This is a genomic window from Pseudomonas sp. GW821-FHT10B02 (genome assembly GCF_059415665.1).
Window position 1 is genome coordinate 144508 of the sequence record NZ_JBWKNR010000006.1, and the last position, 19004, is coordinate 163511.

Consider the following 19004-nt stretch of genomic DNA (forward strand, 5'->3'; position numbering starts at 1 on the left):
ACCTGGGTGCTTCCGTTCATGTTCAGACCCTTGTCTATTTTCATCGGCGCGCGCTACACCCGCGCCAAGCGCCGCAACCATTTCATCTCGTTCATTTCCATGACCTCGATGATCGGCCTGTCCCTGGGTGTGCTGGCGATGATCGTGGTGTTGTCGGTGATGAACGGTTTTCAGCGCGAAATGAGCGCGCGGATCCTCGGCATGGTGCCGCATGCCAGTATTCTCGGTGTGCAGCCATTGGCTGACTGGCGCCCGGCGGCCGAGGCTGCGCTGAAAGACCCGCAAGTGCTCGCTGTCGCGCCGCTGACCGAGATGGAGGGCATGCTTTCCTACAAGGGGGCGATGCAGCCGATCCAGGTCAGCGGTATCGATCCGGCCGAGGAGGGCAAGGTCTCGATCGTTGCCCAGCATATCGTCCAGGGCAGCTTGCAGGCGCTGGTACCGGGCGAATACGGAGTAGTGATCGGCGAGATCAGCGCCCGGCGTTTTCGGTTGAATGTCGGTGACAAACTGACCCTTATCGTGCCGGAAGTGAGCAGCGCTCCAGGCGGCATCACGCCGCGCATGCAGCGTCTGAATGTGGTCGGTGTGTTCAAGGTGGGGGCCGAGCTGGATGGCTCCATGGCCTATATCCATATGGCTGATGCAGCACAAATGCAGCGCTGGCAGCCGGGTCAGGTGCAGGGCGTGCGCCTCAAGCTCAAGGACCTGTACGCCGCGCCGCAGGTGTCCAAGGCCATCGCCGCAAGCCTGGGCGAGCAGTACCGTGCCGATGACTGGTCGCATACCCAGGGCAGCCTGTTCAGTGCCATGAAGATGGAAAAGACCATGATCGGCCTGTTGCTGCTGATGATCATCGCCGTGGCGGCGTTCAACATCATTGCCACGCTGATCATGGTGGTCAATGACAAGGGCGCGGACATCGCCATCCTGCGCACCATTGGCGCGACCCCGGCGCAGATCATGGGCACGTTCATGGTTCAGGGCACCTTGATCGGGATTGTCGGCACCTTGATCGGTGGCGTGCTGGGGGTGTTTGCCGCACTCAATGTCAGCCAGATTGTCGGCTGGCTGGAGCGGGTCAGCGGGCAACACATCTTTACCTCTGATGTGTACTTCATCAGCAGCCTGCCGTCGGAACTGCAATGGGGCGATGTGGCGCTGATCTGCAGTGCTGGCCTGGTGATGAGTTTTCTGGCGACCTTGTACCCGGCGTATCGGGCTTCGCAGGTAGAACCGGCGTACGCCTTGCGTTACGAGTGACCGCTGTTACGACCGCTTCGCGCTCGATCGCCGGCAACGCCAGCTCCCACAAGGGTTGCGTAGAGCGCGGGCTCTGTGGGAGCCGGCCTTGCCGGCGATTGCGGGCTACACCGCTGGCAAGTCAATCACAAACCGCGTCCAGCCCGCCGCCGACTCGGCACGAATACTCCCACCATGGGCCTGGACAATCGAACGGGTAATCGCCAGGCCCAGCCCCGCATGCTCGCTGCTGCCTTCGCGCCGCGCCGGATCGGCCCGGTAAAAACGGTCGAACAGGCGCGGTAGCAATGCCGGGTCTATGGGCTCGCCAGTATTGGCCACCTGCAGGCGCACCTGGTTATTTCCCACCTCGATACTCAAGCGAATCTCGCCCTGTGCCGGGGTAAAGCGCAAGGCGTTATCCAGCAGGTTGGACAGCGCCCGGCGCAGCATGTGCCGGTCACCTTCGAGGCTGGCCTGGCCTTCGCGGTGCAAAGTAATACCGGTTTCTTCGGCCAGCGGGGCGTAGTACTCCAGCAAGGCATCCGCCTCATCAGACAGGGCAAGGCGCTGGCGGCTGGGCATCAACAGACCGTGGTCGGCCTTGGCCAGATAGAGCATGTCGTTGACCAGCTGCGCCATCCACTGCAGCTCTTCAAGGTTGCTGTGCAAGGCTTCGCGGTATTCGTCCAGATCGCGTGGGCGGGTGAGGGTGACCTGGGTGTGCGTCAGCAGGTTCGACAGTGGCGTGCGCAATTCGTGGGCGATATCGGCAGAGAACGCCGACAAACGCTGAAAGGCATCATCCAGGCGCTCCAGCATGGCGTTGACGGTCTGTGCCAGTTCGGCCAGTTCGACCGGCATCTGGTTTTCAGGCAGGCGCGTGGTCAGCGAGCGCGCCGATACCTGTGAGGCGACCTCGCCCATGCGCCGCAATGGCCGCAAGCCGCTGCGCGCAGCCCAGGCGCCGAGCAGGGCGGTGGCCAGGGCGGAGAGGCCGACGGTCAGCCAGATCAGTTGCTGCATGCGTTGCAGGAAGTGCTGGTGGTGGGTGATGTCGAGAAACAGTGTCAGTTGTGCCGACTGTGGGTCGCCGTGCTGCAGATTGACGCACAGGCTGCGGTAGTCGCTACTGGTGCTGTGCACGGTGCTGATCCCGGGCACCTGAGGCGATTCGGGCAGGTTGGTCTGGCTGTCGAACCACACCCGGCCATCGCTGCCCCGCACGCGTACCGCGAGGTCGGCCTGATGGCTCAATTCGGTTTGCAGGGCCGGCAGGCGCGTAGCCAGGCTGGCCGGGTCGTGGACGCCTTCAAGCATCTGGCGCAACACCGACAGCCGACTCTCGAGCAGTTGCTGGTCCAGCTCGATGAAATGGCGTTCACTGGCGCGGCTGAACAACAGGCCCGCGGTCAACGATACCGCGGCCGTGCAAGCGGCAAACAACAGGGCCAGACGGCCACCCAGGGACAATCGGCGCATCAGGCAAGCCGCTCTTCAAGCACGTAGCCCATGCCGCGCACGGTATGGATCAGCTTGTGCTCGTGGCTGTCATCGATTTTCAGGCGCAGGCGGCGGATCGCCACTTCGATGACGTTGGTGTCGCTGTCGAAATTCATGTCCCAGACCTGAGAGGCAATCAGCGACTTGGGCAGTACCTCGCCTTGACGGCGTAACAGCAGTTCGAGCAGGGCGAACTCCTTGGCGGTCAGGTCGATGCGCTGGCCGTTGCGCTCGACCCGGCGGCGGATCAGGTCCAGGCGCAGGTCTGCAAGGCCCAGGCTGGTTTCCTGGGTCGGGCTGCTGCCGCGACGTAGCAGGCTGCGCACCCGTGCCAGCAACTCGGAGAAGGCAAACGGCTTGACCAGGTAATCATCGGCGCCCAGCTCCAGGCCATGCACGCGGTCTTCTACGGCATCGCGGGCGGTGAGGAACAGCACTGGCACCTCGCTGCCAGCTGCGCGTACGGCCTGGAGAATCTGCCAGCCATCGCGGCCGGGCAGCATCACATCGAGGATCAGCAGGTCGTAGTCGCCGGTCAGGGCCAGATGCTGGCCGGTATTGCCGTCGGCGGCCAGCTCCGTGGCAAATCCTGCTTCACTGAGGCCCTGGCTCAAGTACTGGCCGGTCTTGGTCTGGTCTTCGACGATCAACAGTTTCATCGGGGAGGCTCATGGACATGGGTTGCCGGCTGGTTATACCGCGCCGGAGGGGCCAGGTGGCCAAGCTGACAAAGTTGTAATGTTTTTGTCAGGTAGCTGCCAGCGCCGGTTTTCTACAGTGAAGCCTGATTCGTCGCAACCCTGGAGTGGGCCTGACATGAAACACCTTTTTTTCGCTGGCGCCCTGGCGCTATTCAGTCTGCCTGCACTGGCTTCTCCTGCGAATTCTTTTGCCTTTGGCGCGCCTGCAGCGGCTGCCAAGGCTGATCGTAGCGTGGAGATCATCATGGGCGACATGTACTACGCGCCACGCAGCTTGCAGGTCAAGGCCGGGGAAACCGTACGCTTCGTGCTGATCAACAAGGGCGCGGTGGCGCATGAGTTCAGCCTCGGCGACGCGGCCATGCATGCCAGGCATCAGCAGGAAATGATCGCCATGCAGGGGCAGATGGACCACGCGGCCATGGGGCACGGCAGCATGCAGCACGGTGCAATGATGAAGCATGACGACCCCAATACGGTGATGGTTGCCCCCGGCAAGCGTGCCGAGCTGACCTGGACCTTCACTCAGGCCACCCCCATCGAGTTCGCCTGCAATGTGCCGGGCCACTATCAGGCGGGTATGGTTGGGGAGCTGATCATCGGCCAATAACAGCCGATTGCCCTTTGCATGGCACAAACCGATAAACTAGGCACATTTCGTCCTTCAGGTTTGAGTCATGCATCCCGCCGCCGAACATTCCCCGCTGGGCAAGTCCAGCGAATACATCGCCACTTACACGCCATCGCTGCTGTTCCCGATTCCTCGCGCAGCCAAATGGGCCGAGCTGGGCGTCAGTGCCGAAACGCTGCCGTGGCAAGGTGTGGATTTCTGGAACTGCTTCGAGCTGTCCTGGTTGCTGCCGTCGGGCAAGCCGGTGGTGGCGATCGGCGAGTTCGCGATTCCCGCCGATTCGCCGAACATCATCGAGTCCAAGTCGTTCAAACTGTACCTGAACTCCCTGAATCAGACCGTGTTCGAAACACCGGCAGCGTTGCAGGCGTGCCTGGCAAAAGATCTCTCGGCCGCAGCCGGCAAGCCAGTGGTCGTGCAGATTCGTAGTCTGGCCGAAGTCGAAGGGCAGGGGGTGGTTGCCTTGCCGGGCGTGTGCATTGACGGCCTGGACGTCAGCATCAGCAACTACGAGCAACCGCAACCTGAGTTGCTGAGCTGTGACGCCACCCGCATCGTTGAAGAAACCTTGCACAGCCATTTGCTCAAATCCAACTGCCCGGTCACTGGTCAGCCGGATTGGGGTAGCGTTACTGTGCACTACCGTGGGGCCGCGCTGGATCACGCGAGCCTGCTGACCTACCTGATCAGCTTCCGCCAGCATGCCGATTTCCATGAACAGTGCGTGGAGCGCATTTACCTGGACCTCAAGCGTTTGCTCAACCCTGAGTTTCTGACGGTCTATGCCCGTTATGTGCGTCGCGGCGGGCTGGATATCAACCCGTACCGCAGCACCGAAACCGTGACATTGCCGAACCTGCGCCTGGTTCGGCAGTAACGAAAAAGCCCCGTTCGATGACGGGGCTTTTTATTTGAATGGGGTCAGATACCCATACTGTGCAAGCTTACGGCCAGGCGGCGCAAGATACCGGTCAGGCTGGGGTGGTTGGCTTCGAAGGTTTCGACCGCCAGGTTGACGCTATCGACCAGGTCGTTGTCCGGAACGGTGGCTTCCAGTTCAAGCTTGGCCTCGATTTGCCGCATCAGCTCATGCAGGTGTTCGCGCTCTTCTTCTGAAAGCGGTGGGTTTTGCTCCAGTTGCTCGCGCAGCTCGTTGAGTTGCTGTTGCAGTTCGCGGGCAGGCATGGGTGATCTCCCTCTATGAATAGGCACAGTCATGGACCCCGGTAGCGGGTGAAAGGTCCATACCTTGTCTACTAGAGTAATCCACTGCGCAACGCTTTGCATGACCGGGATCAACGGCCCTGTGTCAGGGTTTTTCACCCTTGAGGCGGCGCTGGGTAATGTCGGCCAGGCAGTCGCTCAGCGCTTCGAGATGATCGATCACCGAGTGTACGCCCAGGGCGAACAATTGCAGCGTCGCCTTGCCGCGTTTGCGTTCCTGTTCCTGCGGGCTGAGCGCTTGCCACTGCTGGCTGTCGACCGCGCAGAGCGAGCCGCAGGTGGCAAGGCCGATAGTCCACAGGCCGGCATTGAGCCCCGACTGCAGCAGACGTGGCTCACCGCTGACCAGCACGCAGCCTTCAAGGGTGTGGGTCTTGAGCGTCATTAACGCCTGCCAGCAGGCGTCCGGCGCAGGCCATGGCGCCGGCGCCTGATATTGCGCTTTGATCCAGGCTGGTAGTGGCCTGCCAAAGTGTTCGGCGTCGGCGCTGCTCAACTCGTCAATCCAGGCACAGGGCACCTGTTGCTGATTCAGCCAGTCGAGTGTCCGCAGCGCGCCGGGGGTGGGTTGCGGTTTCGCAGTGCCGCCCGCTTCGACGAGGCAGCCGCGCAGGCCAAACAGCAGAGCGGTGAAGGCGGGGGCGTCTGGCATGGCAACATCCCTGAAATAGCCTGCACACTACGCGCGCTGTATTACACCTTGGTTACGCCATCAGCGCACAGTTGTTCACAAAATCATGACCTTGTTTATGTCAGGCTGTTTATCAGTGGAAGACCCTTTATACTTGTTTCCTTTTTTAGCGTAGGACACGTAGTGTCTTATGCAGTGACTGTCGAGGAGTAACTCTATGCGTAGGATCGGTACAGGCGTGATCAATCGGATGACCCGGGCCTGTGTCTGTGCCAGCCTGCTGCTGGCGCCAATGGGCGCAGCCCAGGCGGCAACCGAGGAAGATCCGTGGGAGAGCATCAACCGGCCGATCTTTACCTTCAACGACACCCTCGACACCTACGCGCTCAAGCCGCTGGCCAAGGGATACCAGGCGGTCACCCCGCAGTTCCTGGAAGATGGCATTCACAATATGTTCCTCAACCTGGGCGACGTGACCAACCTGGCCAACAACATCCTGCAGCTCAAGCCGCATGCCGCCGGGGTCGACACCGCACGCCTGATCGTCAACACCACCTTCGGTCTGGGCGGTTTCTTCGATGTTGGCACCAAGATGGGCCTGCAGCGTAATGATGAGGACTTCGGTCAGACTTTGGGTTACTGGGGTGTAGGCAGTGGTCCTTACGTGATGCTGCCATTGCTCGGCCCAAGCACCGTGCGTGACGCTATCGGCAAATACCCGGACACTTACACCGAACCCTACCGCTACATCGATCACGTGCCGACCCGCAACAGCGCGATTGCCGTGGATGTCGTCGACACCCGCGCCAGCCTGCTGTCGGCGGAAAAGCTGATCCGCGGCGACAAATACGTGTTCATTCGCAATGCTTATCTGCAGAACCGCGAATTCAAGGTCAAGGATGGCGAAGTCAAAGACGACTTCTAATCCGCACAGCAACGAAACAGGCGGCCCTTGGGCCGCCTTTTTCATGCCGGCGATTCAGCGCATGCTGACAACGCAATGCTTCCATTAGGTTGCAGTGAAAGGGGTTTTTATAACTCTTGGTGATTTGCCCGGCAAAGAGCAGCCGCGAGCATCGGCGTACCCTTGAAACCCCCAGCGGATGGGAGTACCGTCTGCGCCTTACAGGGCACCTCTGCAAGTTGCCGGACAGCCTGTCTTGTCCTACAACTCATATAAGAGTGGCTAGAAGCGAATCCAGTACGTGTGCTCATGCCTTGTCGAGCCGCCTACGCCAACCTAATTCTGGCGCCGTTTGCCCACATGCAGAAAACCAGTGCCACGCTGCTGATAATCGATGACGACGACGTCGTACGTGCCAGTCTTGCCGCCTACCTTGAAGACAGTGGTTTCAGTGTCCTGCAAGCGAGTAATGGCTTGCAGGGCCTGCAGGTCTTCGAACAGGAACAGCCTGATCTCGTGATCTGCGATCTGCGCATGCCGCAAATGGGCGGTCTGGAGCTGATTCGCCAGGTGACCGAGCGCGCGCCCGAATTGCCGGTGATCGTGGTCTCCGGTGCCGGGGTCATGAACGATGCAGTAGAGGCGTTGCGCCTGGGTGCTGCAGACTACCTGATCAAGCCTTTGGAAGACCTTGCGGTGTTGGAGCATTCGGTGCGCCGTGCGCTGGATCGCGCTCGCCTGGTGCTGGAGAACCAGCGTTACCGGGAAAAGCTCGAAACCGCCAACCGCGAACTGGAGGCCAGCCTGCACCTGTTGCAGGAGGATCAGACCGCCGGGCGCCAGGTGCAGATGAACATGCTGCCGGAAAGTCCCTGGGTGGCCGACGAGCTGTCGTTCGAGCACCAGATCATTCCGTCGCTGTACCTGTCGGGCGATTTTGCCGACTATTTCCGCGTCGACGAGCGACGCATCGCCTTCTACCTGGCGGACGTTTCCGGTCATGGCGCTTCATCGGCGTTCGTCACGGTGTTGCTGAAGTTCATGACCACCCGGCTGCTGTTTGAATTCAAACGCAATTCCAGGCTGCGCGATTTCAAGCCCTCGGAAGTGCTTGGCCACATCAACCGCGGCCTGATCAACTGCAAGCTGGGCAAGCATGTGACCATGGTTGGCGGGGTGATTGATGAAGACACCGGGCTGATGACCTACAGCATTGGTGGCCACTTGCCGTTGCCGGTGCTGTATACCCCGGGCCAGAGCCGTTATCTGGAGGGCCGCGGGTTGCCGGTCGGACTGTTTGAAGAGGCGACCTACCAGGATCATGTCCTGGAGTTGCCACCACAGTTCAGCCTGACCTTGCTCTCTGATGGCATTCTGGACCTTTTGCCTGGCGGTACACTCAAAGATAAAGAGGCGGCCTTGCCTGAAATCGTCAAGGCCGCGGGTGGTAGCCTGGATGGGCTGCGCCAACGATTCGGATTGGCTACGCTTGGGGAGATGCCGGATGATATCGCCCTATTGGTGTTGAGCAGGAACCTTCAATGAGTACGGGAAGAATCCAGTTCGCCGAACAGAGCGGCACCTTCGTTCTGAAGTTTGTCGGCGAAGTGCGCCTGACCTTGTGTTCAGCGCTGGATGCGACTATTGAAAAGATCTTCACGGCGCTGAATTTCTCGGCGATCGTCATTGATCTGACTGAAACCGAAAGCATCGACAGTACCACCTTGGGCTTGCTGGCCAAGCTCTCGATCCTGTCGCGCCAGAAGGTCGGGCTGTTGCCGACAGTGGTGACCACCAACCCGGACATCTCGCGGTTGTTGCAATCGATGGGCTTCGACCAGGTGTTCAACATCGTTGATCGGCCGATTCCATGCCCCGAGTGCCTGACCGACCTGCCTTCCCAGGACCAGAACGAAGACGTGGTGCGCTCAAAGGTACTGGAGGCGCACAAGATCCTCATGGGCCTGAACGATTCCAATCGCGAAGCCTTCCACGACCTGGTCAACGCCCTCGAGCGTACCTGATCCGGTACTCAGGCGCCTTGCGGCGCCTGCACTAACTGACTAATCCGTTGTCCTGGGTGGAAACTCGGTCGGCGCCGCACCGTTGGCGTTGAGCTGGAAAATCCGCTGGGGTTGCCCCTGTTCATTGAAAAACACCTGGCCCAGGCCTGCGCTGTTCCACAGTCGCTCGCCGGCTTTGCTGTGGCTCGGTGTGCGGGGGATTACCTCCATCTGACGGCGTTTGGTAAACCAGTTGAGCGGTGAGCGGGGCGAATACAGCCAACGGTTGAGACGGTCGAAGGTGTCCAGCAGGCGTCGCGGGAATTCGTTCTTGATGCCACTGCTGGTGATCTGCCACAGGTGCGGACTGCGCTGGCGATGACGGATCAGTACTTCGTAGACGAACGAATAGTGCACATCGCCGGAGAGAACCACGTAATGCCCTGGCGTACGCGAGTGTCGGAAGATGTTCAGGATTACCTGCGCCGCACCACGATGGGCCATCCAGTTTTCCGCATCGACCAGCAGGGGATAGCCCAGCCAGCTGAACACCCGTTGCACGGTCTCAATCAACTTGACGCCGAAGATCGGCGCAGGCGACACGATGATGGCTGAGGGGTGATCGAGCAGGGCCTGTTGCAGCTCGCTCAGGGCTTCCCAGTCGAGCAGACCGGACGGCTTGTTGAAGTTGCTTTCGCTGCGCCAGCGACGAGTACGGGTGTCGAGGACCAGCAGCGGCGGGTCGCTTGGCAGTACGAACTGCCAGCCCTGAAAGCGCAGCACTTCATCGATCAGCTCATCCTGTAACGCGGCATCCAGGCGCTGGTCGGTCAGGGCGCTATGGCTCAGTACCTGGCATTTGTGCACCAGCGCGCGGCAGCTATCGGGGTCATTGCCCCAGCCCTGGCACAGCAGGTAGGCCAGCAAGGCATTGCCAATGATGCGCCTGGAAAAGGGATGGCCGTAGGCGGTTTCTTCCCACTGCGCAGACAGGTTCCAGTCGTCGGTGATGTCGTGATCGTCGAAGATCATCAGGCTAGGCACATGGGCCAATACCCGGGCGACGCCGCCCAGACCGCTGGCAAACGCGCCGATCAGCTGTTGTTCCTGACGGTAGCGGTCCTGACGCTGAACGGTAAGCCCGGATGGCATTTGCGGGTCGATCAGCGACCAGGGTACCGGCGACCAGACCAGCAGGTACATGGCCATGACCTCGGCAAAGGTCACCAGGTGATTATCGGCATTGCTGCTGGTGAAGATCGGCTTGCGCGCGCCGCCGAAGAAGCGCTCACGCAGGGTTTCATTGCTTTCCAGCGCCGGTAGCAGATCTGCGCGGTGGTAATAACTGGCCGGGTGCTGGTAGAGCGCAGTGCCGTTATCGACCACCGCTCCCTGCAGCGCCTCGTCAAACAATCCCAGGCGTTCGATCAGTGCATGTATCGCGCGCAGCATCGGCCCGGCGACATCGTCGGCGTAGACCTGGTCGCCGCTCATCATCAACAGGGCGGGGCGAGCCTTGGGGTCGGTGCATTCCATCAGCAGGCGATCGGCGCAGAGCAGGCCGTCGGCGGCCGGATGATGAGGCTTGCGGCAAGAGCCGTGAAGCAGCTGTTCAAGGCGCGAATGCAGGACAAAGCTGGGTTGCCGGGCGCCGTCGTAGAGCAGGTGTGGCGCCCATTGGGCGACGCCCTTAGCACCGTTGCCGGTTTGCAGGAGCAGGTCATAGTCGATCTGCACATCGCAGGGCAGAGGGCTGTCGAGGCGGATGTCGATCAGGTGCACGAATGCCTGGCGGCCAATGGCGATGACCTGGCAATCGAGGTCGGGCGTGATGCCCGGGCAGTGCAGTGACAGGGTCGGGTGCAACACTTGCGAGCCGACCAGCCAGAACACCATTCGCGTAGGTTCCAGGCGGCGCAGCACAGGGCCGGCCAATACTGCGGGCAATGCGGAAGGTTCAGGCATCAACATCTCTGGAAGCGCAATAGAAAGCATCGCGGGTCAAGCCCGCTCCTACTGTGGGAGCAGGCTTGACCCGCGATGAGGCCTCAAGGCCGCAAAAAAGCAAGGATACTCAGCATTCCCCGCCTCAGTGGCAAATGCGGTTTTGTATCAAGCCTTTGCTGCGAGCAGCGCCTCAAGCTTCTCCTGATCCCGAGCGAACTGGCGAATGCCCTCGGCCAGTTTCTCGGTGGCCATGGCATCTTCGTTCGAGGCCCAGCGGAACTGTGCTTCGCTCAGTTGCTGACGGGCTTCGCCGGCGTTGCCCGGCCTGAGGATACGTGGCAGCTCGCCCTGGTCATCGCTCAGCTGCTGTAGCAGCTCGGGGCTGATGGTCAGGCGGTCGCAGCCCGCCAGTTGTTCGATCTGGCCGATATTGCGGAAGCTCGCCCCCATGACCACGGTGTTGTAACCGTTGGCCTTGTAGTAGTTGTAAATCCGCGTGACCGATTGCACGCCCGGGTCTTCAGCGCCGACGTACTCCTTGCCGGTGGATTTTTTGTACCAGTCGTAGATACGGCCTACGAACGGCGAAATCAGGAATACCCCCGCGTCAGCACAGGCCTGGGCCTGGGCAAAGGAGAACAGCAGGGTCAGGTTGGTCTGGATGCCTTCCTTCTCCAGCACTTCGGCGGCGCGGATGCCTTCCCAGGTCGAGGCAAGTTTGATCAGCACGCGATCGCGACCGATACCGGCTTGTTCATAGAGCGCGATCAGTTGCCGGGCCTTGGCCAGCAGCGCGGGTTGGTCGAAGGACAGGCGCGCATCGACCTCGGTGGAGATACGCCCCGGAATCACCTTGAGAATGCCGGCACCCACCGCTACGGCAAAGGCGTCACAGGCAAGACCGACATCGCCTTTGCTGTGTTCGACCGATTGCTTGAGCAACTCGGCATAACCGGGCATGGCCGCAGCCTTGAGCAGCAGGGAAGGGTTGGTGGTGGCGTCGACCGGTTTCAGGCGGCTGATGGCATCGATATCACCGGTGTCGGCAACTACAGTGGTGAACTGCTTGAGTTGTTCCAGCTTGGAGGTCATGGGCGTGCTCTGTCCTGTGCGATGGATCGACATTACCCGAGCGCTGCCAGCCGCTCAAGGGCTGGCTGGCAAGCAGGGCGAAGGGATAAACCTTCGAGTGTCCAGGCGCGCACAGGTTCCGGAACTAGCGGCCCTGTAGCAACTCACCGGCCTGATCGAGCAGGGCCAGCGGATCCTTGCTCTTGTGGATGTCCACCGAAAGCAACTGACGGAACTTGCGCGCCCCCGGGAAGCCCTGGCCGAGGCCGAGGATGTGGCGGGTGACATGGTGCATGGCGCCGCCGGCAGCCAGGTGTGCAGCGATGTAAGGGCGCAGCTTGGCCAGTGCTTCACTGCGGCTGATTACCGGCGCCTGGCTGCCGAACAATTGCTGGTCGACCTCGGCCAGCACATAGGGGTTGTGGTACGCCTCGCGTCCGAGCATCACCCCATCGAACGTCTGCAGGTGTTCCTGGCACTCGGCCAGGGTCTTGATGCCACCGTTGAGGATGATCTCCAGCTCCGGGAAATCCGCCTTCAACTGCGCAGCTACGTCGTAACGCAGAGGTGGAATCTCGCGGTTCTCCTTTGGCGACAAACCTTCAAGGATCGCGATGCGTGCGTGTACGGTAAAACTGCGGCAACCGGCATCACGCACCTGGCCGACGAAATCGCACAGCTGGGCGTAACTGTCGCGGCCATTGATGCCGATACGGTGTTTGACCGTCACCGGGATCTGCACCGCATCCTGCATTGCTTTGACACAATCGCCGACCAGCGCTGGATGGCCCATCAGACAGGCGCCGATCATGTTGTTCTGCACCCGGTCGCTCGGGCAGCCGACGTTGAGGTTGACCTCATCGTAGCCGGCGTCCTGGGCCAGCTTGGCGCACGCGGCGAGATCCGCCGGCACGCTGCCGCCCAGTTGCAAGGCAAGCGGATGCTCGGCTTCGTCATGACGCAGGAAACGCTCGGCATCGCCGTGCAGGAGGGCGCCGGTGGTGACCATTTCGGTGTAGAGCAGGGCGTTACTGGAAAGTAGGCGTAGGAAGAAGCGGCAATGGCGATCAGTCCAGTCCATCATCGGCGCAACAGAAAACCTCCTGACTACCGGATTCACTGGGTTTACCAGGTTTTCTGCTTGTTGTGTCTGCATCTACATATTTCTCATTTGCTACTGTTTATCATTATCACTGGGTTTGCATGTTCTCGAAACCGGTGCTGCCGCACACATTCGCATCATGCAAAAAGGCGACACAGTTTATCAGGAAAGCCAGGCGCTCGACCGTAAGACAATGGCCCTGCAGTTATGTGCCTGGGGTGATCATGGGCGTCCGCCATGCCTCGATCGCTGATGGCGAGCAGCAGGTTCCAAGCAAGCCGGTATCGTTCGGGGTCGCCTTCATTTAGACTGAAGGCTCTACACTGAGATTACCGATGCAACTAGTGATAGGATAAGTAGCATTACACCTGCACTTTCGGCTATTGATTGAGGCTTGTGAGCTTGAGCGCGACATTCGCAAATGTAAGCTGAAAAATACTAATGCAGCACGGATTTAATTTAGGGTTTTTTTATGTCTGCTCAACGTCACGATGTTTCTGACACACCGTTGGTGACAGTAATCATCGCTTCTTACAATCACGCGCGCTATATAGAAAAGAGCGTAAATAGCGTCATCAACCAAACCTACTCCAATATCGAGTTGCTTGTCATCGATGATGGTTCAACGGATGAGAGCCCGGCGATTCTGAAGCAGCTCCAGGAAAAGCATGGTTTTGATTTACGCTTTCAGGCCAACAAGGGTTTGGCGGCTACGCTTAATGACGCAATTGAGCGTGCAAGAGGCGAGTTAATTGTCCCGTTCGGGTCCGACGACATCATGGTTGCCCATCGTATCGCCACGCAAGTGGAGTACATGAAAGGCAAACCTGAAGTGGGTATTTGTTCAGCCAATATCGAGACCATTGACCAGGATGGTCGGGTTATGGGCCCACGCGAGCAGCGTAAGCGGAATCTGCCCTTCCGCCGTCTGGATTTTGACGATCTTTTTCTAGACCGCAAGCCCGGGCCAATGGCTGCGACGTTGATGCTGCGACGTGAAGCCCTGGATAAAGTCGGTGGCTTTAATGCGAACATTCGGCTGGAGGACGTGTATATCGAGTTGGCGATTGCTCGTGCCGGTTACTTCATCGACGTGCTTGGCGAGGTGCTGGCGCAATACCGTGATCATCCGACCAACACCTTCAAGAATGGCCGGTTCATGGTGGATAACGTACTGAAAACGTATGAGGTGTTCCGTGATCACCCGCAGTACGAGAAAGTGTGCATGAACTTCCGGAACTCCATGGTGCTCAAGTACGCCAACCGCGACAAGACGCTGACTCGGGAGATCCTGGCGGAAATCCCGGTCAAGTACTGGAACAAGAAAACCTTGCGCGGTATCTGGAGGCTGATCAGCTCTTGACTGCTCGATTGCGCGTCCAGTGGATCAGCGATTGGCCATAGACCATGGCCAGTGGCAGCCAGATCAGAAACCAATGTTCTTTGGGGCGTGACATGAAGGCGCTGCCTTCGGTCAGGCCCGCAGCAAAGCCGAAGACAAGCCAGGTCGCCGCGAGGGTGACAGCGGGTTGCTTGCGGTAGATCCAGCTGAAGTACATCGCCAGGCCATACAGCGTCATCCACAAGGCCAACCCCAGGATGCCGCCCGCGTACAACACGCCCAGTTCAATGTTGTGCGGATCGGCGAGGGTTCTTTTCATGCCTGGAATGATCACCGTCATGGGTGAGTCGTAGCCATGGCCCAGCCATGGATGCTCGCTGATCTGGCGCAGCGACTCCATCCAGATGGCAGGGCGGTAGGATACGCCGCGCTGGGTGATGGCTTCGGGATGAATCAGCACAAGACTGAGAATGCCAACAGCTACCACCCCTATGGCAATCATGCTGCGTCTGCGGTCGCCGACGATCATGAGCCACCCAAGGGCTGCCGCTAGTCCCACCAAAGGCGTCCGTGAGCCGGTAGCGATGATCGCTACGCCCAGTACCGCCAGGCAGATAATCGGCAGAGGGCTCAACGCGTTACGTGCCTGGAACCATGACCCCAGCCAGAACGCGGCGAATGCGCCGAATACATGGGCGGTGAGCAAGGGATTATAGAGCGCGCCATAACCGCTTAAACGGTTATCCAGTTCGGGCATTTTGAAGAACATGAAGTAGATCAGCGACAGGCCTGCCGCCAATGCGGCGAAGATAGACGCCAGGCGCGTGCACTTTTCCAGTTGCGCTGGGGTGCGCAGAGCGATGATGCCCGCAGATAACAGCAGCATTGCGATATACAACGGTCGTTTGACCAGGCTGCCCGTTGAATTTTCCGTGTCAGACCAGGCAATGCTCAGGAGGGTGTACGCACTGAAGACCAGGAAGGCCAGAAACAGCGGGTTGCTGGTCAGGGGTTTGAGTAATCGCGGCTGCAGGATCAATGCCAGGAGGGTGGGAAAGGCCAGGAAAATGTAAAAGAGCTTGTGGTACATCGCTCGTTCCCCAGCCCAGAACATCCCTGTGAGGATGACCAGCCAGCCAATCGGCAATACGTAGCTATTGATCATGTTCCCCAGGCGTTGGGCCTTGGTGTCTATCGGTACATCAATCGACATCTCGCGTGCTCTTCCTAATCAATGCCATATTTGTATGTCCTGCGTGGTATTAATTCTGAAACTCTTGGACACCATGAAAGATCGCCTCCTTGCTGAATAAGGGCGGCACAGCAGCCCATGGCCACGGTTCAAGTGGCTGAAGAAATTGTGGGCAGGGGCTGGCAGGAAAATAGCATCAATCGATCATGGGTGCCACGCTGGAGTGGCATCAGGCTTACGGCTTTGGCAGTGATTCGCAGGTACAGCCGGACCACATGGGATAGTCGACTCGGTGTGATGGTCGATGAATCAGGGCGGCAAGCTCGGGAGCTCTGCCGCGGCGTCAGAATGCCAGCTTATAACCGATCATCAGCAGCATGCCAGCCAGGCACGGACGCAGGACGCTGTCGGAAATGCGTCCGGTCAGGTGGCTGCCCAGGTAGATGCCCGGCAGCGAACCCAGCAGCAGGTAACCCAGCAGCGACCAATCCATATTGCCCATGCTGGCGTGGCCCAGGCCGGCGACCAGGGTCAAGGGTACCGCGTGTGCGATCTCGGTGCCGACCAGGCGGCGGGTGACCAGGTAGGGGTAGAGCAGGAACAGGGCTACAGTACCCAGAGCGCCAGCACCGATGGAGGTCAGCGAAACCATGACGCCGAGTATGACGCCGGTGATTACGGTCAGCAGGTTGAGGCTGGTGCCGCTCAGGTGATAGCGGTCGCCTGCGTGTTTGCTGGCGAATGCTTGCAGTTTGCTTTTGAACAGGATGGCCAGGGCGGTGAGTACCAGGACCACGGCCAGGCCTTGCTTGATCACAGCGTTAGCAGCCTGGGTGTCGGTGTCCAAGGTGCTGAGGAACCACAGGGTTGCAGCAGCGGCAGGGACGCTGCCCAGGGTCAGCCAGCCGGTGATTTTCCAGTCGATGTTTTTGTTCTTGCTGTGGACCCAGACGCCGCTGGCTTTGGTAATGGCGGCGTACAGCAGGTCAGTGCCCACTGCGGTGGCCGGGCTGATGCCGAACCAGAGCAGGATCGGGGTCATCAATGAACCGCCGCCGACGCCGGTCATGCCGACGATGAAACCTACGATGAGGCCTGCAATGGTGAAGCCGAATGAACCTACATCCATAATTTACCTAAACGCCCAACGTGCCCGTGATCGGATGGCAGCCAGCATAAAGGTTTTTTTATAGCGAAATAGACTAGTTCGTTATTAGGTTATAACTGGGGTTTTCTAAGGCAGCCCTGTGGGAGCGGGCTTGCCCCGCGATGAGGCCTCTGATCGCTCCGCTTTTTTTGAGCATATCCATTGACGGTGGTGGCGCTGAGTCACCTTTCCGCCCTTACGGCGGGTTACTTTGGCAAACGCCCCAAAGTAACGCAAAGGTCTCGCCCCACCAGGGGCCCTACGCTGCGCTTCGGGTCCCTTCGCTCCGGTGCCGCTACGGGGCATTGCGAGCTACGAGTTGCAAGCAACTCTACGCTTCGCAACTTCGGCTACGCCGCAGGCGCTGCGCGCTAGCCCCTCCACGACACCTCCACTCAGCCCTACTGGTTAACGGGGCGGGTGGATCAAGATCAAGAGCACAATTCGCTTCGCTCTTGCTTTGGGTGCGCCCATCACCGATCCGTCATTACCACCATCACCTGTGCATCACCCCCATCTTCACTTTCCGACAGGTAGATGTGGCCAACATTGCTGTTGAAATAAGCGGTTTCCTGCGCGCCGATACTCACTGCCTCACCGGTTTCGAACTCAATTCTTACCCGGCCACTGAGCACCAGGGCAAACTCCTGCCCAGGGTGGCGAATGAATTCGTCGAACTGCTGCCGCTCACGCGCAATGATCCGCGCAAACATCGGTGTCATCAGGCGCTCGGGAAACTCGCCGGCAATCAGGTGATAGTCATAGGTTCCGGTGCTGTAACCCGGCACGGTAGGTAGCGAGTGGACCACCACGGTGGTAGATGCCGGTGCGTCTTTCATTTCGGATGAGCGAAACAATTGGGCGATGTCGACATTCAGCGCCCGCGCCGCCGCAGCAAGCTTTTCATAGCTCACCGATACCTGCGCCAACTCCATTTTCGACAAGGTCGAGACCGGCACCCCGGAGCGTTCCGACAACTGCTTGAGAGTCAGTTGCTGGCTCTTGCGCACAGTCCGCAGGCGGGCGCCGACTTCGGTGCGGTCGATCGGGGGCTGCGCGCCAGGGCGGTCGGCAGCAGGGGAGCGGTCACTCATCAAGAATCTCGGTCAGGTATCACGGACAGGCATCTTACCGTGGCCGCTTGCGTATTCTGAAATTCTCATATATTAGAATTCTCATAAGTGATAATTTCTGATTCCCTCATCAGGCAATGGCAAGGTTATGACGCAGATATTCGACAGCGTGATCATTGGCGCCGGTATTGCGGGTGCTTCCCTGGGTTACCGGTTGGCAGAGCAGCAAAGCGTGCTCCTGCTGGAGCGTGAGCCGCAACCTGGCTACCACTCCACCGGGCGTTCGGCGGCGATGTTCATGGAGGCTTATGGCACCCCGCAGATTCAGGCGTTGACCCGGGCCAGCCGCGCTTTTTACCAATCACCTCCGACAGGGTTCTGTGAGCATCGGTTGCTGGAGCCGCGAGGGTGTCTGTATGTCGCCAGTCTTGAGCAACAGGCGCTGCTCGCCAGCAGTTATGCGCAGAACCTGGCCAATGGCACCGAAGTGCGCCTGCTCGACCCCGAGGCTGCTGTGGCTATGGTGCCGAGCCTGAAGGGCGAAGCCATTGCAGGCGCGTTTCATGAGCCGGGGGCCATGGACCTTGATGTACACGCTCTGCACCAGGGCTTCCTGCGTGGCTTTCGTCAGGCCGGCGGCGAGCTGCGCTGCAATGCCGAGCTGGTTGAGGGGGCCTTTGCCGAAGGTCTCTGGCAGTTGCACCTGGCCGACGGCAGCGTGCTCCAGGCTCGTCAGTTGGTCAACGCGGCAGGGGCCTGGGCGGATCGGATTGCGACAATGTGCGGGGTACAGCCCGTTGGCCTGCAACCTTGCCGACGCAGCGCCTTTACCTTCGATGGGCCACAAGACCAGGCGTTTGCACAGTGGCCAGCGGTGATCGGGGTGGATGAGAGTTTCTATTTCAAACCCGATGCCGGGCAGTTGCTCGGCTCACCGGCCAATGCCGATCCGGTCGAAGCTCAGGATGTGATGCCTGAAGAGCTGGATGTGGCCACCGGCATCTACAACATCGAAGCACTGACCACACTGACGATCCGCCGCCCCAGTCATACCTGGGCCGGGCTGCGTTCATTCGTCGCCGATGGCGATCTGGTCATTGGACGCGACCCGCACAATCCGGCGTTTTTCTGGCTGGCTGCCCAGGGCGGCTATGGCATCCAGTCGGCGGCCGGTGTTTCGCAGCTGGCCTGTGCGCTGCTGCTGGATCAAGCACTTCCCGCTTCCTTGCACCGCGAAGGTGTCGAGCCGCAACGCTTGTCACCGGCGCGTTTTCGTTAATCCCTCAAAGGA

General features: G+C 59.8%; 18 protein-coding genes. 8 read left to right on the forward strand and 10 right to left on the reverse strand.

What is annotated here, in order from left to right; all coding sequences use genetic code 11:
* The first annotated feature begins 18 nt into the window (after nucleotides 1–18).
* On the forward strand, nucleotides 19–1263 hold the full coding sequence (locus AC07OF_RS11545; RefSeq protein WP_157191852.1) for a lipoprotein-releasing ABC transporter permease subunit: 1245 nt from the start codon (nucleotides 19–21) through the stop codon (nucleotides 1261–1263).
* Between the two features lie 105 nt (nucleotides 1264–1368).
* Here the strand turns inward: AC07OF_RS11545 and AC07OF_RS11550 are convergent, their stop codons facing one another.
* Nucleotides 1369–2727, reverse strand: a complete 1359-nt coding sequence (locus AC07OF_RS11550; protein ID WP_157194707.1) for a heavy metal sensor histidine kinase — start codon at nucleotides 2725–2727, stop codon at nucleotides 1369–1371.
* Nucleotides 2724–3404 (reverse strand): heavy metal response regulator transcription factor, encoded by a 681-nt coding sequence (locus AC07OF_RS11555; protein WP_157191853.1) that lies wholly within the window; start codon nucleotides 3402–3404, stop codon nucleotides 2724–2726. The genes AC07OF_RS11550 and AC07OF_RS11555 overlap by 4 nt, the downstream gene beginning before the upstream one ends.
* Nucleotides 3405–3561: 157 nt before the next feature.
* Here AC07OF_RS11555 and AC07OF_RS11560 point away from each other — a divergent pair, with 157 nt between their 5' ends.
* Complete coding sequence (locus AC07OF_RS11560; RefSeq protein WP_157191854.1) at nucleotides 3562–4056, forward strand: cupredoxin domain-containing protein; 495 nt, start codon at nucleotides 3562–3564, stop codon at nucleotides 4054–4056.
* Nucleotides 4057–4123: 67 nt separating this feature from the next.
* Nucleotides 4124–4954, forward strand: coding sequence for an NADPH-dependent 7-cyano-7-deazaguanine reductase QueF (gene queF, locus AC07OF_RS11565; RefSeq protein WP_157191855.1), 831 nt, complete (start codon nucleotides 4124–4126; stop codon nucleotides 4952–4954).
* 44 nt (nucleotides 4955–4998) lie between these two features.
* On the opposite strand, the gene AC07OF_RS11570 is transcribed toward queF, so the two are convergent.
* Both AC07OF_RS11570 and pcrP read right to left on the reverse strand, forming a co-directional pair.
* Complete coding sequence (locus tag AC07OF_RS11570) at nucleotides 4999–5262, reverse strand: DUF4404 family protein (protein WP_038608926.1); 264 nt, start codon at nucleotides 5260–5262, stop codon at nucleotides 4999–5001.
* 124 nt (nucleotides 5263–5386) lie between these two features.
* Complete coding sequence (gene pcrP, locus AC07OF_RS11575; protein WP_157191856.1) at nucleotides 5387–5953, reverse strand: HAD superfamily inactivated hydrolase PcrP; 567 nt, start codon at nucleotides 5951–5953, stop codon at nucleotides 5387–5389.
* A gap of 196 nt (nucleotides 5954–6149) precedes the next feature.
* Here pcrP and AC07OF_RS11580 point away from each other — a divergent pair, with 196 nt between their 5' ends.
* From AC07OF_RS11580 to rssC, 3 genes are all read left to right on the forward strand, one after another.
* Complete coding sequence (locus tag AC07OF_RS11580) at nucleotides 6150–6857, forward strand: MlaA family lipoprotein (RefSeq protein WP_157191857.1); 708 nt, start codon at nucleotides 6150–6152, stop codon at nucleotides 6855–6857.
* Nucleotides 6858–7196: 339 nt separating this feature from the next.
* Complete coding sequence (gene rssB, locus AC07OF_RS11585) at nucleotides 7197–8381, forward strand: two-component system response regulator RssB (protein ID WP_157194708.1); 1185 nt, start codon at nucleotides 7197–7199, stop codon at nucleotides 8379–8381.
* A complete protein-coding gene (gene rssC, locus AC07OF_RS11590; RefSeq protein ID WP_013971741.1) occupies nucleotides 8378–8860 on the forward strand; it encodes an anti-sigma factor antagonist RssC in 483 nt (160 codons plus the stop codon). The genes rssB and rssC overlap by 4 nt, the downstream gene beginning before the upstream one ends.
* Before the next feature lie 39 nt (nucleotides 8861–8899).
* Here rssC and AC07OF_RS11595 read toward each other — a convergent pair whose 3' ends face one another.
* The 3 genes from AC07OF_RS11595 to dusA all read right to left on the reverse strand — a co-directional run bounded on the left by AC07OF_RS11595 (nucleotide 8900) and on the right by dusA (nucleotide 13013).
* Nucleotides 8900–10804 carry an alkaline phosphatase D family protein gene (locus AC07OF_RS11595; RefSeq protein ID WP_495072899.1) on the reverse strand — a complete coding sequence of 635 codons (1905 nt, stop codon included), beginning with the start codon at nucleotides 10802–10804 and terminating at the stop codon, nucleotides 8900–8902.
* A gap of 147 nt (nucleotides 10805–10951) precedes the next feature.
* Nucleotides 10952–11878: a transaldolase gene (gene tal, locus AC07OF_RS11600; RefSeq protein ID WP_495072900.1), complete on the reverse strand. Its 927-nt coding sequence runs from the start codon at nucleotides 11876–11878 to the stop codon at nucleotides 10952–10954.
* A 124-nt stretch (nucleotides 11879–12002) separates the two neighbouring features.
* On the reverse strand, nucleotides 12003–13013 hold the full coding sequence (dusA, locus tag AC07OF_RS11605) for a tRNA dihydrouridine(20/20a) synthase DusA (RefSeq protein ID WP_495072901.1): 1011 nt from the start codon (nucleotides 13011–13013) through the stop codon (nucleotides 12003–12005).
* A gap of 418 nt (nucleotides 13014–13431) precedes the next feature.
* On the opposite strand from dusA, the gene AC07OF_RS11610 reads away from it, so the two are divergent.
* Nucleotides 13432–14322, forward strand: a complete 891-nt coding sequence (locus AC07OF_RS11610; protein WP_157191861.1) for a glycosyltransferase family 2 protein — start codon at nucleotides 13432–13434, stop codon at nucleotides 14320–14322.
* Here AC07OF_RS11610 and AC07OF_RS11615 read toward each other — a convergent pair.
* The 3 genes from AC07OF_RS11615 to AC07OF_RS11625 form a co-directional block, all read right to left on the reverse strand.
* Entirely contained in the window at nucleotides 14312–15514 is a 1203-nt protein-coding gene (locus AC07OF_RS11615) for an O-antigen ligase family protein (protein WP_157191862.1), read from the reverse strand. The genes AC07OF_RS11610 and AC07OF_RS11615 overlap by 11 nt on opposite strands.
* Nucleotides 15515–15836: 322 nt before the next feature.
* Complete coding sequence (locus AC07OF_RS11620; protein WP_157191863.1) at nucleotides 15837–16622, reverse strand: sulfite exporter TauE/SafE family protein; 786 nt, start codon at nucleotides 16620–16622, stop codon at nucleotides 15837–15839.
* A 491-nt stretch (nucleotides 16623–17113) separates the two neighbouring features.
* A complete protein-coding gene (locus tag AC07OF_RS11625; protein ID WP_157191864.1) occupies nucleotides 17114–17734 on the reverse strand; it encodes a helix-turn-helix domain-containing protein in 621 nt (206 codons plus the stop codon).
* 127 nt (nucleotides 17735–17861) lie between these two features.
* Between AC07OF_RS11625 and AC07OF_RS11630 the strand changes: the two genes are divergently transcribed.
* On the forward strand, nucleotides 17862–18992 hold the full coding sequence (locus tag AC07OF_RS11630) for an NAD(P)/FAD-dependent oxidoreductase (RefSeq protein ID WP_495072902.1): 1131 nt from the start codon (nucleotides 17862–17864) through the stop codon (nucleotides 18990–18992).
* The last annotated feature ends 12 nt before the right edge of the window (nucleotides 18993–19004 follow it).

Excerpts from the sequence above, each read along its gene's own strand:
- AC07OF_RS11630 (WP_495072902.1), top strand. The coding sequence starts at position 17,862 with ATGACGCAGATATTCGACAGCGTGATCATTGGCGCCGGTATTGCGGGT.
- dusA (WP_495072901.1), bottom strand. The coding sequence starts at position 13,013 with ATGCAGACACAACAAGCAGAAAACCTGGTAAACCCAGTGAATCCGGTA.
- rssB (WP_157194708.1), top strand. The coding sequence starts at position 7,197 with ATGCAGAAAACCAGTGCCACGCTGCTGATAATCGATGACGACGACGTC.
- AC07OF_RS11595 (WP_495072899.1), bottom strand. The coding sequence starts at position 10,804 with ATGCCTGAACCTTCCGCATTGCCCGCAGTATTGGCCGGCCCTGTGCTG.
- rssC (WP_013971741.1), top strand. The coding sequence starts at position 8,378 with ATGAGTACGGGAAGAATCCAGTTCGCCGAACAGAGCGGCACCTTCGTT.
- pcrP (WP_157191856.1), bottom strand. The coding sequence starts at position 5,953 with ATGCCAGACGCCCCCGCCTTCACCGCTCTGCTGTTTGGCCTGCGCGGC.
- AC07OF_RS11555 (WP_157191853.1), bottom strand. The coding sequence starts at position 3,404 with ATGAAACTGTTGATCGTCGAAGACCAGACCAAGACCGGCCAGTACTTG.
- AC07OF_RS11560 (WP_157191854.1), top strand. The coding sequence starts at position 3,562 with ATGAAACACCTTTTTTTCGCTGGCGCCCTGGCGCTATTCAGTCTGCCT.
- AC07OF_RS11610 (WP_157191861.1), top strand. The coding sequence starts at position 13,432 with ATGTCTGCTCAACGTCACGATGTTTCTGACACACCGTTGGTGACAGTA.
- AC07OF_RS11615 (WP_157191862.1), bottom strand. The coding sequence starts at position 15,514 with ATGTCGATTGATGTACCGATAGACACCAAGGCCCAACGCCTGGGGAAC.
- AC07OF_RS11580 (WP_157191857.1), top strand. The coding sequence starts at position 6,150 with ATGCGTAGGATCGGTACAGGCGTGATCAATCGGATGACCCGGGCCTGT.
- queF (WP_157191855.1), top strand. The coding sequence starts at position 4,124 with ATGCATCCCGCCGCCGAACATTCCCCGCTGGGCAAGTCCAGCGAATAC.
- tal (WP_495072900.1), bottom strand. The coding sequence starts at position 11,878 with ATGACCTCCAAGCTGGAACAACTCAAGCAGTTCACCACTGTAGTTGCC.
- AC07OF_RS11545 (WP_157191852.1), top strand. The coding sequence starts at position 19 with ATGTTCAGACCCTTGTCTATTTTCATCGGCGCGCGCTACACCCGCGCC.
- AC07OF_RS11620 (WP_157191863.1), bottom strand. The coding sequence starts at position 16,622 with ATGGATGTAGGTTCATTCGGCTTCACCATTGCAGGCCTCATCGTAGGT.
- AC07OF_RS11570 (WP_038608926.1), bottom strand. The coding sequence starts at position 5,262 with ATGCCTGCCCGCGAACTGCAACAGCAACTCAACGAGCTGCGCGAGCAA.
- AC07OF_RS11625 (WP_157191864.1), bottom strand. The coding sequence starts at position 17,734 with ATGAGTGACCGCTCCCCTGCTGCCGACCGCCCTGGCGCGCAGCCCCCG.